Origin of the sequence: Serratia marcescens (assembly GCF_029846115.1) — a bacterium.
Classification (GTDB): Bacteria; Pseudomonadota; Gammaproteobacteria; order Enterobacterales; family Enterobacteriaceae; genus Serratia; species Serratia marcescens_L.
This window is the reverse complement of sequence record NZ_JARVZZ010000001.1, coordinates 894,483-909,310: the sequence shown is the minus strand read 5'-3', so window position 1 is coordinate 909,310 and position 14,828 is coordinate 894,483. Positions and strand designations below refer to the sequence as shown.

Below are 14,828 nucleotides of genomic sequence, written 5' to 3'. Positions count from 1 at the left end.
AAACATGACGGCTGAAATTTATCCCTCCGTAGATGTACTGGGATGAAGAGTAACCTGTCATAGAGTCTCTCAAATGTTTGCAGCGCGAACGATGGAAACATCTTCGGGTTGTGAGGTTAAGTGACTAAGCGTACACGGTGGATGCCTAGGCAGTCAGAGGCGATGAAGGGCGTGCTAATCTGCGAAAAGCGTCGGTAAGGTGATATGAACCGTTACAACCGGCGATACCCGAATGGGGAAACCCAGTGTGTTTCGACACACTATCATGTCATGAATACATAGTGGCATGAGGCGAACCGGGGGAACTGAAACATCTAAGTACCCCGAGGAAAAGAAATCAACCGAGATTCCCCCAGTAGCGGCGAGCGAACGGGGAGGAGCCCAGAACCTGAATCGGCTTGTGTGTTAGTGGAAGCGTCTGGAAAGTCGCGCAGCAAAGGGTGATAGCCCCGTACACTAAAATGCACAGGTCGTGAGTTCGATGAGTAGGGCGGGACACGTGACATCCTGTCTGAATATGGGGGGACCATCCTCCAAGGCTAAATACTCCTGACTGACCGATAGTGAACCAGTACCGTGAGGGAAAGGCGAAAAGAACCCCGGCGAGGGGAGTGAAATAGAACCTGAAACCGTGTACGTACAAGCAGTGGGAGCACCTTCGTGGTGTGACTGCGTACCTTTTGTATAATGGGTCAGCGACTTATATTTTGTAGCAAGGTTAACCGTATAGGGGAGCCGTAGGGAAACCGAGTCTTAACTGGGCGATTAGTTGCAAGGTATAGACCCGAAACCCGGTGATCTAGCCATGGGCAGGTTGAAGGTTGGGTAACACTAACTGGAGGACCGAACCGACTAATGTTGAAAAATTAGCGGATGACTTGTGGCTGGGGGTGAAAGGCCAATCAAACCGGGAGATAGCTGGTTCTCCCCGAAAGCTATTTAGGTAGCGCCTCGTGAACTCATCTTCGGGGGTAGAGCACTGTTTCGGCTAGGGGGCCATCCCGGCTTACCAAACCGATGCAAACTCCGAATACCGAAGAATGTTATCACGGGAGACACACGGCGGGTGCTAACGTCCGTCGTGAAGAGGGAAACAACCCAGACCGCCAGCTAAGGTCCCAAAGTCATGGTTAAGTGGGAAACGATGTGGGAAGGCATAGACAGCCAGGATGTTGGCTTAGAAGCAGCCATCATTTAAAGAAAGCGTAATAGCTCACTGGTCGAGTCGGCCTGCGCGGAAGATGTAACGGGGCTAAACCATGCACCGAAGCTGCGGCAGCGACGCTTAGGCGTTGTTGGGTAGGGGAGCGTTCTGTAAGCCGTTGAAGGTGGCCTGTGAGGGTTGCTGGAGGTATCAGAAGTGCGAATGCTGACATAAGTAACGATAAAGCGGGTGAAAAGCCCGCTCGCCGGAAGACCAAGGGTTCCTGTCCAACGTTAATCGGGGCAGGGTGAGTCGACCCCTAAGGCGAGGCTGAAAAGCGTAGTCGATGGGAAACAGGTTAATATTCCTGTACTTGGTGTTACTGCGAAGGGGGGACGGAGAAGGCTAGGCTAGCCGGGCGACGGTTGTCCCGGTTTAAGCGTGTAGGGGGTGTGACCTGGTAAATCCGGTTGCATACTAACCCTGAGGCGTGATGACGATGCACTACGGTGCAGAAGTAGTTGATGCCCTGCTTCCAGGAAAAGCCTCTAAGCTCCAGGTAACATTAAATCGTACCCCAAACCGACACAGGTGGTCAGGTAGAGAATACCAAGGCGCTTGAGAGAACTCGGGTGAAGGAACTAGGCAAAATGGTGCCGTAACTTCGGGAGAAGGCACGCTGGCATGTAGGTGAAGTCCCTTGCGGATGGAGCTGAAGCCAGTCGAAGATACCAGCTGGCTGCAACTGTTTAATAAAAACACAGCACTGTGCAAACACGAAAGTGGACGTATACGGTGTGACGCCTGCCCGGTGCTGGAAGGTTAATTGATGGGGTCAGCCGCAAGGCGAAGCTCTTGATCGAAGCCCCAGTAAACGGCGGCCGTAACTATAACGGTCCTAAGGTAGCGAAATTCCTTGTCGGGTAAGTTCCGACCTGCACGAATGGCGTAATGATGGCCAGGCTGTCTCCACCCGAGACTCAGTGAAATTGAACTCGCTGTGAAGATGCAGTGTACCCGCGGCAAGACGGAAAGACCCCGTGAACCTTTACTATAGCTTGACACTGAACATTGAGCCTTGATGTGTAGGATAGGTGGGAGGCTTTGAAGCGTGGACGCCAGTCTGCGTGGAGCCATCCTTGAAATACCACCCTTTAATGTTTGATGTTCTAACTCGGCCCCGTGATCCGGGGTGAGGACAGTGTCTGGTGGGTAGTTTGACTGGGGCGGTCTCCTCCCAAAGAGTAACGGAGGAGCACGAAGGTTAGCTAATCACGGTCGGACATCGTGAGGTTAGTGCAAAGGCATAAGCTAGCTTGACTGCGAGAGTGACGGCTCGAGCAGGTACGAAAGTAGGTCTTAGTGATCCGGTGGTTCTGAATGGAAGGGCCATCGCTCAACGGATAAAAGGTACTCCGGGGATAACAGGCTGATACCGCCCAAGAGTTCATATCGACGGCGGTGTTTGGCACCTCGATGTCGGCTCATCACATCCTGGGGCTGAAGTAGGTCCCAAGGGTATGGCTGTTCGCCATTTAAAGTGGTACGCGAGCTGGGTTTAGAACGTCGTGAGACAGTTCGGTCCCTATCTGCCGTGGGCGTTGGAAGATTGAGAGGGGTTGCTCCTAGTACGAGAGGACCGGAGTGAACGCACCACTGGTGTTCGGGTTGTCATGCCAATGGCATTGCCCGGTAGCTAAGTGCGGAAAAGATAAGCGCTGAAAGCATCTAAGCGCGAAACTTGCCTCAAGATGAGTCTTCCCTGGGCCTTTAAGGCCCCTGAAGGAACGTTTAAGACTAAGACGTTGATAGGCTGGGTGTGTAAGTGCAGCGATGCATTGAGCTAACCAGTACTAATGATCCGTGAGGCTTAACCTTACAACACCGAAGGTGTTTTTAGAGAGATTTTCAGCGAAGTTCCGAGATTGGTTCTGATGGCGACACGAGAGTGAAGCGGTTGGAATGAAACAGAATTTGCCTGGCGGCAATAGCGCGGTGGTCCCACCTGACCCCATGCCGAACTCAGAAGTGAAACGCCGTAGCGCCGATGGTAGTGTGGGGTCTCCCCATGCGAGAGTAGGACACTGCCAGGTATCAAACCAAGCCGAAAGCCCTGAACTGACGTTCAGGGCTTTTTGCTATGCGTAAAACGCAAAAAAGCGCAGCTACGCTGCGCCTTTCAACCACTCGACAATAAAGTCGGCGATGCTTTCCGGTTGATTGAGATCCAACTGCTTAGCCGCGATGGATAGCGGCCGGTCGCTGGCTACCGCCACGACAAACTGATCCAGCATGTCTTCCAGCGGTCTGCCTATCGCGGCCCGATAAAGTAGGATCTTGCTGACCGGCTCATGTTTGAACCCTTCCACCAGAATCAAATCGACCTTATCGGCATCAAAACGTTCCGCCAGGTAGCGCAGGTCCAAAGGTTGTTGTTCCGGCGTTTCGGTCATCAATGCCCAACGGCGATCGCTGGCGACCAGCGTTTGGTCGGCACCCGCTTTGCGCAGCTCGTAGCTGTCTTTACCCGGCGTATCCACATCCATGTCATGATGGGTATGCTTTATCAGCCCAACCCGCACCTGGCGCTGTTTAAGCATCGGGATCAATAGCTTGAGCAGGGTAGTTTTTCCCGTACCGCTGTAAGCGCCGATGGCCAGTAAAGGGGGCAACGAACGATTCATTTCTTTAGCTCTCGTGCTTGCTGCCAGTTCCGGCAGTCTTCCGGCGTATTCAGGTTATGAAATGCCGCTTGTTGCCCGCTGAACACCACGCGTTGTGCGTTAATCTGATGCAAGAACAGCATCAGCTTGCGTTCACCACGCGCCAGATAGCCAGCCAACTGCGCCGCTACTTGGGTATGCAATAACGCCAGCGTAGGGTGATCCCGTTCGCCATCGCTGGCAAAGGCCGCTGGCGCAGCGCCTTTTTGCCGCCATAGCTGTGCGACTAAGTCGGCGGGAAAGTCGGGGACGTCACAAGGGACGAAAGCCACCCACTCGCTGGGAGATTGCTTGAGCCCGGCGAGCATCCCGGCCAACGGCCCGGCGAAATCGGGCGTCAGATCGCCAATCACCGGCAAACCGCTCGCCTGGTAACGTGCCTGATTGCGATTGGCGCTGATGGCCACGGAGGCCACCTGCGGGCGTAACCGAGCCAATACGTGTTGATAGAGTGCTATACCGCCAATTGACACCAGGCCTTTGTCTTCACCGCCCATGCGCGTGGCCCGTCCGCCGGCCAAAATGACGCCGCTGATTTCTTTATGCATCTCGTTTATCTCGCCTTGTCGATGCGCTGATTGTAGCGCTAAAGTCGGCGCGACATCAGGATTTACCTTTATTGACAAGCCGGTTCTTTCACTGCGTGGGTAAGCCTGTTACTTTGTGAGTTTATTCATGCTATTGGACGATATTGAGATGAAAACGCATCGCGTAAACGAGTTGATCGAGCTGTTGCACCCGGCCTGGCAGGAAGATCCCGATCTCAATTTGATGCAGTTTTTGCAAAAGCTGGCGAAGGAAGCGGGCTTCCAGGGCGAGTTGTCCGAGCTGAGCGACGATATTCTTATTTACCACCTGAAAATGCGCGGCAGCGCCGGCACGGATCAGATCCCGGGCCTGAAGAAAGATTACGAAGAAGATTTTAAAACGGCGCTGTTGCGCGCTCGCGGCGTTATCAAGGACTGATCCTCGTGCAGTGCGAGAAAGCATAGCGCGTGAAATGCGCCATTAATGCTACTATTTCTCATTCCCGGCACCGTGCTGTCAGCGATCAAACGAACGTTATGAATAACTCTGCTTTTAATTTCGACACCCTGTCGCCCGATTTGATTATGGACGCGCTAGAAGGGATTGGCCTGCGCGTCGACTCCGGTCTGACGGCGCTGAACAGCTATGAGAACCGCGTCTATCAGTTTATGGACGAAGATCGCCAACGCTACGTGGTGAAGTTTTACCGCCCGGAGCGCTGGAGCGCCGCGCAGATCGGTGAGGAGCACCAGTTCGCTCTGGATCTGGCGAAGGCGGAGATCCCGGCGGTAGCACCGTTGGCGTTGCAAGGCGCTACGCTGCATACGCACGCTGGGTTCTTCTTTACCCTGTTCCCCAGCGTGGGCGGGCGGCAGTACGAGATAGACAACCTGGATCAGTTGGAATGGGTGGGCCGTTTCCTCGGGCGCATCCATCAGGTCGGCGGTGAGCGTTTGTTCGCCGAGCGGCCGACGATGGGGGTTGAAGAGTATCTCACCGCCCCGCGTCAGGCGCTGGCCGGTTGCGAGCTGTTGCCGGCAGCGCAGCGTGATGCGTTTCTGCAGGCGACGGATAACCTGATCGCGGCGATCAAGCCGCACTGGCATCTGAACTGGCAGCCGCGCCGTTTGCACGGTGATTGCCATCCGGGCAATATTCTGTGGCGCGACGGTCCGCTGTTTGTCGATCTTGATGACGCGCGTAATGGCCCGGCGGTGCAGGACTTGTGGATGCTGCTGCATGGCGAACGGCGCGATCAATTGATGCAGCTGGACGTCTTGCTGGAAGCGTACGGCGAATTTGCCGAGTTCGACCAACGCGAGCTGGCGTTGATCGAGCCGCTGCGGGCGATGCGCATGGTGTATTACCTGGCCTGGGTCGCCCGCCGTTGGCAGGATCCGGCCTTTCCTAAGAGTTTTCCGTGGATGGCGGAGTCTGATTTCTGGTTGTCTCAGACTGCGGCCTTCACCGAACAGGTTAAGCTGTTGCAGGAGCCTCCTCTGCAGCTGACGCCAATGTATTGAAGCTTTAACACAATGGAGAGTTTAGTCTTATGAAAAAAATATGGTTGGCGCTCGTTGGCATGGTGATGGCATTCAGTGCCTCGGCGGCACAGTTTAGCGATGGCGCTCAGTACGTGACCCTGGACAAGCCGGTGACCGGCGAGCCGCAGGTGCTGGAGTTCTTCTCCTTCTACTGCCCGCACTGCTACCAGTTCGAACAGGTCTATCACGTGTCCGAGAACGTGAAGAAGGCGCTGCCTGCCGGCACCAAAATGACCAAGTACCATGTGGAGTTCCTGGGGCCGTTGGGCAAACAGCTGACTCAGGCATGGGCGGTAGCGATGGCGCTGGGCGTGGAAGACAAAGTCAGCCCGCTGATGTTTGAAGCGGTGCAGAAAACCCAGACCGTGCAAACGCCGGACGATATCCGTAACGTCTTTGTGAAAGCGGGCGTGACCGCCGCAGATTATGACGCGGCCTGGAACAGCTTCGTGGTGAAATCTCTGGTGGTTCAACAGGAGAAAGCCGCTGAAGATCTGCAGCTGCGCGGCGTGCCGGCGGTATTCGTGAACGGCAAATACATGGTGAAAAACGATGGCCTGGATACCAGCTCGATGGACGCTTACGTGAAGCAGTTCGCCGACGTGGTTAAATTCCTCAGCCAGCAGAAATAAGCCAGACTCAACATGAAAAACGCCGGCATTGCCGGCGTTTTTTTATCCATATTGCCGCTTCAATTTATCCAGCAACCGATCTTTTTCCTGCCACAGCGTATTCAGCCACAGCTGGAATCGCCGTTTGAACTGCTTGTCGTTGAAGTAGTCCCCGTGCAGGGTTTCATCGATCGGCAGCGTTTCTATTCTCACCACGATACGCGTCAGCCGCCCACACAGCATATCCATAAAGGGCCGTTGGTTATTTTCCGGATAGAGCAGGGTCACGTTCAGCACTTTGTCGAACTGATTGCCCAGTGCGCTGAGCGTAAACGCAATGCCGGCGGCTTTGGGTGCCAGCAAATTGCGATACGGCGAATTGCTTTTAATTTTCTTGGCTTCGGTGAAGCGTGAACCTTCGACGAAGTTGACGATGGTGGTTGGGCGCTGGCGGAATTTTTCGCAGGAACGGCGCGTGGTTTCGATATCCTTGCCGCGCTTCTCCGGATGCTTGAGCAAATAGGCGCGGGAGTAACGCTTCATGAATGGCATATCCAGCGCCCAGCAGGCCAGGCCGACAAAAGGCACCCAGGCGAGCTGTTGCTTGAGGAAATACTTATTCATTGGAATATGATTTCTGAACAGCACGCACAACACGACAATGTCCGACCAGCTTTCGTGATTACTGATTAGTAGATACCAGTTTTTGCGATCCAGCCCTTCCAGTCCTTCAATATCCCAACGCAATTGCCCGTTAATGCGCAATAACAGCGCCAGCCCCTGACACCAACACCACATCATGAAATCGGCGAAAGCCGAGATATATCGCCAGACGGCGGGAATGGGCACCAGGAGTTTCACGATGCCGGCCAGCGTGATGGGGATAGAACACAACACCGTCACCAGAATGGTGAGTATGATGGAAATGATAAAGATAACAGGCGTTAACAATCTTGGCATGGTTATGGGCTGACGGTTGTTGGGAACATCGTTGCATGCCGAAGCGCATGAACAAAAGCCTATTTTAACAGAGATCGTCGGGGTAAAGCGTCGCTAAAAATCACTGTTTTTCGCCTCGCCGGATAACCATTTGCCGAGTTTTTGTGCAACTTGTTCAGCTTGTGCTATGGTAATTGAGGTGCCGAATTTGATTAATAGTGCGATTAAAATCCGGCGAAAGTTATATCCACAAATTCAATAAAAGCCAGTAATAAAGCGTCGCCGGAATTCGTTCTTTTAACGCGGTGATTTAAATAGGAATTTTATTCGCCGTTATAACGATAATCACAACGTTATAATTCGGTCTCTTTTCTATGCACAAAGTTATCCACAGGTAAGATCTTGCGGATCCTCGCGCACAATCTCATCATTTTCGTCCGCAATGCACGCTAAGGTTCGTCTCCGGCGGCCAGCTATGGCATGCTTACCCCTATGTCCGATCACGATAAAGAAACGCTATGGCCCAGATTGCAGAAAACCCACTAATCCTGGTTGACGGTTCCTCCTACCTCTACCGTGCTTATCACGCCTTCCCGCCGCTGACCAACTCGGCGGGCGAGCCGACCGGCGCGATGTACGGCGTGCTGAATATGCTGCGCAGCCTGCTGCTGCAGTATCAACCGAGCCACGTTGCCGTGGTGTTTGATGCCAAAGGGAAGACCTTTCGCGATGATCTCTTCGCTGAATACAAGTCACACCGGCCACCGATGCCGGACGATCTGCGTGCGCAGATCGAGCCGCTGCACAGCATGGTCAAGGCGATGGGCCTGCCGCTGCTGGTGACGCCTGGCGTCGAGGCGGATGACGTCATCGGTACGCTGGCGCTGGAGGCCGAAAAGGCCGGCCACGCGGTGCTGATCAGCACCGGCGACAAAGACATGGCGCAGTTGGTGACGCCGAACGTCACCCTGATCAACACCATGAACAACACCATCCTCGGCCCGCAGGAAGTGTGCGACAAGTACGGTATTCCGCCGGAGCTGATCATCGACTTCCTGGCGCTGATGGGCGATTCATCGGACAACATTCCCGGCGTGCCGGGCGTGGGCGAGAAAACCGCCCAGGCGTTGCTGCAGGGCATCGGCGGGCTGGATGCGCTGTACGGCAATCTGGAGAGCATCGCCACGCTGAGCTTCCGCGGCGCCAAAACCATGGCGGCCAAGCTGGAGCAGAACAAAGAGGTCGCGTACCTCTCCTATAAGCTGGCGACGATCAAAACCGACGTCGAGCTGGATCTGACCTGCGCTGAGCTGACGGTGTCCGAGCCGGATGTCGATACGCTGCAACAGCTGTTCAAACAATACGAGTTCAAACGCTGGCTGGCGGACGTGGAAGCCGGCGTATGGCTGGAAAACAAGAAAGGCGTGGGTGCGAAAGCTGCCGGTGCCGCCAAACCGGCCGTCGCAGCGGAAGCGCCGAAAGCGTTGGCGGAGGCCAAGCTGTCTCAGGACGGGTATGTCACCATTCTGGATGAAGCGACCTTTACCGACTGGCTGGCGCGGCTGAAAAAGGCCGACGTGTTTGCCTTCGATACTGAAACCGACGGTCTGGATACGCTGACCGCCAACCTGATCGGCCTGTCCTTCGCGATCGCACCGGGCGAAGCGGCTTATTTGCCGGTAGCGCACGATTATCTGGATGCCCCGGTACAGCTGGATCGCGCCTACGTGCTGGAAGCGCTCAAGCCGCTGCTGGAGGACGATAAAGCACTGAAGGTCGGGCAAAACCTGAAGTTCGACATGAGCCTGCTGGCGCGCTACGGCATTGAGATGCGCGGCATCGCCTACGACACCATGCTGGAGTCCTATGTACTGGACAGCGTCGGCGGCCGTCATGATATGGACAGCCTGGCCGATCGTTATCTGGGCCACAAAACCATCACCTTCGAAGAGATCGCCGGCAAGGGCAAGAACCAGCTGACGTTCAACCAGATCGCGCTGGAGCAGGCGGCGCCTTACGCCGCCGAAGACGCGGATGTCACGCTGCAGCTGCATCTGGCGATGTGGCCGCAGCTGAAACAGAGCGCGGAGCTGCTGACGGTGTTCAACGAGATTGAAATGCCGCTGTTGCCGGTGCTGTCGCATATCGAGCGCACGGGGGTGCTGATCGATCCGGCCATTTTGTCGGCCCACTCCCAGGAGCTGGCCAAGCGTCTGGCGGAACTGGAGGCGCAGGCCCACGAGCTGGCGGAAGAGCCATTCAACCTGGCGTCGACCAAGCAGCTGCAGGCGATTCTGTACGAAAAACAAAAGCTGCCGGTGCTGAAGAAAACCCCAGGCGGAGCGCCTTCTACCAATGAAGAGGTGCTGGCTGAGTTGGCGCTCGACTACCCGCTGCCGAAGGTGATTCTGGAATATCGCGGCCTGGCGAAGCTGAAGACCACCTATACCGACAAGCTGCCGCTGATGATCAATCCGGTCAGCGGCCGGGTGCATACCTCGTACCATCAGGCGGTGACCGCCACCGGCCGTCTCTCCTCGAGCGATCCGAACTTGCAGAACATCCCGGTGCGCAACGATGAAGGGCGACGCATTCGCCAGGCCTTTATCGCGCCGGAGGGCTACCGCATCGTCGCGGCCGACTACTCCCAGATCGAGCTGCGCATCATGGCGCATCTGTCACAGGATGAAGGGCTGCTGAAGGCCTTCGCCGAAGGGAAAGACATTCACCGCGCCACGGCGTCGGAAGTCTTCGGCGTGCCGTTGGATAAAGTGACCGGCGAGCAGCGCCGCAGCGCCAAGGCGATTAACTTTGGCCTGATTTACGGCATGAGCGCCTTCGGCCTGGCGCGCCAGCTGGGGATCCCGCGAGGGGAAGCTCAGCGCTATATGGATCTGTACTTCGAGCGTTACCCGGGCGTGCTGGATTACATGGAGCGCACCCGCCAGCAGGCCGCCGAACAGGGCTATGTCAGCACGCTGGACGGTCGCCGTCTGTACCTGCCGGACGTCCGCTCCAGCAACGGCATGCGCCGCAAGGCGGCCGAGCGCGCCGCCATCAACGCCCCGATGCAGGGCACGGCGGCCGATATCATCAAGCGTGCGATGATCGAGGTCGACGCCTGGCTGCAAGGGCAGGAGAAACCGTTGGTGCGCGCAATCATGCAGGTGCACGATGAATTGGTGTTTGAGGTGCACGAGTCGGTGATCGAAGAAGCCAGCCAACGTATCCGCCAATTGATGGAAGGCAGCATGGCCCTGGCGGTGCCGCTGAAGGTTGACGTGGGCGTCGGCATGAACTGGGATGAGGCGCACTGATCGCCGGGTTATCGCCGGATGCGCTAACTGGCGATAACCTAAGCACTTTTCGTAATTAAGCTACAAGATGCGGCGATAGTTTCCCCAACTTCGCCGTTCTTGCGCCGCAAATTGTGTAAGTAAACTACAAAAAATTCTTTTGCCCTGCGAAAAAATGATGTAGAGTTACAGGCGTAGGGTACAGAGGTAAGATGTTCTATCTTTCAGACCTTTTACTTCACGTAATCGGATTTGGCTGAATATTTAGCCGCCCCAGTCAGTATTGACTGGGGCGTTTTTTATTGTAAAAACAGCGATAAACCATACGTTTTTCCTATCACTCCGCACCGCTTTTCGTTCCTGCTTCCACTCTCTCGACTCGCGTAATCCGGCGAGATAAGCCAGCCCTGGCGATAAGTTTTTATGATGGATTTATTTCAGAACTGTAATTAGATAACAAAAAATTCCGCCTGCGGCTGAACTGCGGACATAAAAAAGCCGATGCGGTGAGGCATCGGCTCTGGCGTTCGGCCTGAGCTTATTCGCCGGTTTCATCTTCCGGCAGCACTTCCGGCGGGATCTCGTTAAACCAGGTATCCAGCTTCTGGCGCAGCTTGTCGACGCCGATCTTCTTCAGCGACGAGAAGGCTTCAACCTGGATATCCCCCATAAACGGCAGCACCGCTTCACGCACCATATTGAGCTGCGCCTTGCGTGCGCCGGAGGCCAGCTTGTCGGCCTTGGTCAGCAGTACCAGCACCGGCGTGCCGACGTCGACCGCCCACTGGATCATCTGCTGGTCGAGATCTTTCAGCGGATGGCGGATATCCATCAGCACCACCAGGCCTTTCAGGCTGTTGCGCATCTGCAGGTATTCGCCCAACGCGCGCTGCCATTTGCGCTTCATCTCTTCCGGCACTTCGGCGTAGCCGTAACCCGGCAGGTCGACCAGGCGGATGCCGTCTTCCACTTCGAACAGGTTGATCAGCTGGGTGCGCCCCGGCGTCTTACTGGTGCGCGCCAGGCTTTTTTGGTTGGTCAGCGTATTCAGCGCGCTGGATTTCCCGGCGTTGGAACGGCCGGCAAAGGCGACTTCAATTCCTGCATCCCCCGGCAGATGGCGAATATCGGGTGCGCTGGTGACGAAATGGGTCACATGATAGTTGTAGTTCTTGCTGGTCAAAGTTTTTCGTCTCCGTGAGGATGGCTAACTGGTTGGCGATTATAACTGCATCAGCGGTAAAAATGGCGTGTTTCTCGGTTTTTAAGCGGCGGGACGCGATAAAACGACAGTTATGCCGCGCGTACGTTGTGAGACATTTGCCATTCGAATCGCGGGTAATGTCGCTTTATTCGAAAGTGATATTTCTGTTTTTGTTTTAAAAACAAAATGTTATTTTTTCGTTGTAGGGAAATGTCGCCCAAATCGACGTCAGGTGCCTTGAGCCTTCGCAACAATAACGTAAAGTAGTCGTTAACGCAGGGTTGCGCAGGATTAGGGAACATCCGGGAAGGATGACAAATCTCAAGGAACGCACAGGGCGTGCAATAAGTGCCAGGATGAACGCAAAAGGAAGTGACCCTTTCGCACCGGAATAGGCGGCAGGCACATCGGATGGTGAAGTATCGGCAATTTGGATGCCCGCAGGAAGCTCGCTCGGGAAGAGCGGATGCGAATGGATTGCGCCATGGACGATTTTTCTTTCAGGATGAAGGACGTAGTGGCAGGGAATGCGGTTATAGCAGAGGGAAAAACCGGGATGTTGCATGTACGCAAGGAGTGCGTAACAGGAATACCCTTCGCAAGAAGGTGCGAAATAGGCGGCAGGTTTAACCTGCCGCCTTTTTTCTTTGCCCGCTTTCTGCTAGATTCCGCCGCAATTCTATACTGAATCTACATACCTAAGAGCACACGCTATGAACCAGCCATCAAAAGCACCTCGCGGCAGCGCGGCGAAGTCAAAAACGAAAAAGAAAAGCCGTATGGAGCTCGATCAGGAAGCGCGTGAGCGCAAACGCCTGAAAAAGCGCCGTGGCCTCGCTTCCGGTTCGCGCACCCAGGTCGAGTCCGGCAGCCAGAAGAACAAATCGGCGGCAGAAGCCAAAGATCCCCGTATCGGCAGTAAAGTGCCGGTTGCGCTGGTGGTCGACGAAACCAAAGTGAAGGCCAAACCGCAGCCGAAGCCGAAGGCCGAAGCGAAACCGCGCCTGTCGCCGGAAGAAGAGTTGGCGAAGCTGGAAAATGACGAACGTCTGAACGCGCTGCTGGATCGCATCGACGACGGTGAAACGCTGAACGCGGAAGAGCAGACTTATGTCGACAAAACGTTGGATCGCATCGATGTGCTGATGGACGTGTTGGGCATCGAACTGGGTGAAGACGACGACGAAGAAGAAGAGAAGCAGGAAGATATTCTGAAGCTGCTGAAAGGCGGCAACCCGAAAGACGCCTTTTAACGCGCCATGTGGCTAATTCCGGCAATAGCCCTACTCTTGATGTGTTATCTGCTGTGGTTATTCGGTAAACTATGGCGGCTGTCTAAGCGCAAAGCGCGTTTTCGCAGCGCTTCCGTGGCCAGACAGCGCAGACAACCGCCTCTCTCCAGGCCCGGTAGAAAAAGATATCGGAAGGAGTGAGCATGTCAGAGCAGACGATTGTCTGGGATTTAGCCCTGATCCAAAAATATAACTACTCAGGGCCGCGTTATACTTCATACCCCACGGCGCTGGAGTTTAACCAGCGCTACGACGAAGCGGCGTTTCAACGCGCCGCTGCGCGCTACCCTGAGCGGCCGCTGTCGCTGTACGTGCATATCCCTTTCTGCCATAAGCTGTGCTACTTCTGCGGCTGCAACAAGCTGGTGACGCGCCAGACCCACAAGGCCGACGAATACCTGAACGTTTTGGCGCAAGAGATCGCCAGCCGTGCGCCGCTGTTCGCCGGCCGCAAGGTCGGCCAGATGCACTGGGGTGGCGGTACGCCAACCTACCTGGACAAAGCGCAAATCAGTCGGCTGGTGGCATTGCTGCGCGAACACTTTGATTTCCTGCCCGATGCGGAGATGTCGATCGAGGTCGATCCGCGCGAGATAGAGCTGGATGTGCTCGATCATTTACGCGCCGAAGGCTTTAACCGTCTGAGCATGGGGGTGCAGGATTTCAATAAGCAGGTGCAGCAGTTGGTCAACCGTGAGCAGGACGAAGCCTTTATCTTCGCCCTGATCGAGCGGGCCAAAGCGCTGGGCTTCCGCTCGACCAATATCGATCTGATCTACGGCCTGCCGAAACAGACGCCGGAAAGCTTCGCTTTCACGCTACAGCGGGTGGCTGAACTGAATCCCGATCGCCTCAGCGTGTTCAACTACGCGCATATGCCGAACTTGTTCGCCGCCCAGCGCAAAATCAAAGACGCCGATCTGCCGGGCGCGCAGCAGAAGCTGGATATCCTGCAGCAGAGCATCGCTTTCCTGACCGGCGCCGGCTATCAGTTCATCGGCATGGATCACTTTGCGCGCCCGGACGACGAGCTGGCAATCGCCCAACGCGAAGGTAAGCTGCATCGAAACTTCCAGGGCTATACCACCCAGGGCGACAGCGATCTGCTGGGGCTGGGCGTGTCGGCCATCAGCATGCTTGGCGACAGCTATGCGCAGAACCAGAAAGAGCTGAAGCGTTACTATGACAGCGTACAGGCGCAGGGTAATGCGCTGTGGCGTGGGCTGGCGCTGACGGATGACGATTGTCTGCGGCGCGATCTGATCAAAACCCTGATCTGCAACTTCCGGTTGGCGTATCAGCCGCTCGAACGGCAATACGGCATCGATTTCACCGCCTACTTCGCCGAAGACCTGCAGCTGCTGGCGCCGTTTGAACGCGATGGGCTGGTGGAGCGCGACGAGCAGGGCATTCGCGTCACGCCGCGCGGGCGCTTGCTGATCCGCAATATCTGCATGTGTTTCGACCGCTATCTGCGGCAACAGGCGCGCAGCCAGCAATTCTCACGGGTGATCTGAGGATGAAAAAACAGCCGCATCAGCGGCTGT

General features: G+C 55.6%; 11 protein-coding genes and 2 rRNA genes. 9 read left to right on the top strand and 4 right to left on the bottom strand.

All coding sequences use genetic code 11. From position 1 onward, the window contains the following. The first annotated feature begins 114 nt into the window (after nt 1-114). Nucleotides 115-3,022, top strand: a 23S ribosomal RNA gene (locus QDT79_RS04200). 99 nt (nt 3,023-3,121) lie between these two features. After that, nucleotides 3,122-3,237: ribosomal RNA gene (rrf, locus tag QDT79_RS04195) — 5S ribosomal RNA — on the top strand. Nucleotides 3,238-3,309: 72 nt separating this feature from the next. On the opposite strand, the gene mobB is transcribed toward rrf, so the two are convergent. After that, on the bottom strand, nt 3,310-3,828 hold the full coding sequence (gene mobB, locus QDT79_RS04190) for a molybdopterin-guanine dinucleotide biosynthesis protein MobB (protein ID WP_308316223.1): 519 nt from the start codon (nt 3,826-3,828) through the stop codon (nt 3,310-3,312). Then, nucleotides 3,825-4,415, bottom strand: coding sequence for a molybdenum cofactor guanylyltransferase MobA (gene mobA, locus QDT79_RS04185; protein ID WP_308316222.1), 591 nt, complete (start codon nt 4,413-4,415; stop codon nt 3,825-3,827). The genes mobB and mobA overlap by 4 nt, the downstream gene beginning before the upstream one ends. A 148-nt stretch (nt 4,416-4,563) precedes the next feature. On the opposite strand from mobA, the gene QDT79_RS04180 reads away from it, so the two are divergent. The 3 genes from QDT79_RS04180 (at nt 4,564) to dsbA (ending at nt 6,571) form a co-directional block, all read left to right on the top strand. Then, nucleotides 4,564-4,833: a YihD family protein gene (locus tag QDT79_RS04180; protein WP_004931268.1), complete on the top strand. Its 270-nt coding sequence runs from the start codon at nt 4,564-4,566 to the stop codon at nt 4,831-4,833. A gap of 98 nt (nt 4,834-4,931) precedes the next feature. Then, entirely contained in the window at nt 4,932-5,918 is a 987-nt protein-coding gene (locus QDT79_RS04175) for a serine/threonine protein kinase (RefSeq protein WP_063991280.1), read from the top strand. A gap of 29 nt (nt 5,919-5,947) precedes the next feature. Then, complete coding sequence (gene dsbA / locus QDT79_RS04170) at nt 5,948-6,571, top strand: thiol:disulfide interchange protein DsbA (RefSeq protein ID WP_004931264.1); 624 nt, start codon at nt 5,948-5,950, stop codon at nt 6,569-6,571. A gap of 42 nt (nt 6,572-6,613) precedes the next feature. On the opposite strand, the gene yihG is transcribed toward dsbA, so the two are convergent. Then, a complete protein-coding gene (gene yihG, locus QDT79_RS04165) occupies nt 6,614-7,510 on the bottom strand; it encodes a 1-acylglycerol-3-phosphate O-acyltransferase, YihG family (RefSeq protein ID WP_063991281.1) in 897 nt (298 codons plus the stop codon). 497 nt (nt 7,511-8,007) lie between these two features. Here yihG and polA point away from each other — a divergent pair, with 497 nt between their 5' ends. Together polA and spfP are read left to right on the top strand one after the other, a co-directional pair. Beyond that, nucleotides 8,008-10,806: a DNA polymerase I gene (gene polA / locus QDT79_RS04160; RefSeq protein WP_308316221.1), complete on the top strand. Its 2,799-nt coding sequence runs from the start codon at nt 8,008-8,010 to the stop codon at nt 10,804-10,806. Nucleotides 10,807-10,997: 191 nt separating this feature from the next. Continuing rightward, nucleotides 10,998-11,045 (top strand): small protein SpfP, encoded by a 48-nt coding sequence (spfP, locus tag QDT79_RS25120; protein ID WP_071892919.1) that lies wholly within the window; start codon nt 10,998-11,000, stop codon nt 11,043-11,045. Nucleotides 11,046-11,323: 278 nt separating this feature from the next. Here spfP and yihA read toward each other — a convergent pair whose 3' ends face one another. Further along, nucleotides 11,324-11,968, bottom strand: a complete 645-nt coding sequence (yihA, locus tag QDT79_RS04155; RefSeq protein WP_025304719.1) for a ribosome biogenesis GTP-binding protein YihA/YsxC — start codon at nt 11,966-11,968, stop codon at nt 11,324-11,326. A 734-nt stretch (nt 11,969-12,702) separates the two neighbouring features. On the opposite strand from yihA, the gene yihI reads away from it, so the two are divergent. Further along, nucleotides 12,703-13,242, top strand: coding sequence for a Der GTPase-activating protein YihI (gene yihI, locus QDT79_RS04150; protein ID WP_072008264.1), 540 nt, complete (start codon nt 12,703-12,705; stop codon nt 13,240-13,242). A 182-nt stretch (nt 13,243-13,424) separates the two neighbouring features. Continuing rightward, nucleotides 13,425-14,798, top strand: coding sequence for an oxygen-independent coproporphyrinogen III oxidase (hemN, locus tag QDT79_RS04145; protein ID WP_308316220.1), 1,374 nt, complete (start codon nt 13,425-13,427; stop codon nt 14,796-14,798). The last annotated feature ends 30 nt before the right edge of the window (nt 14,799-14,828 follow it).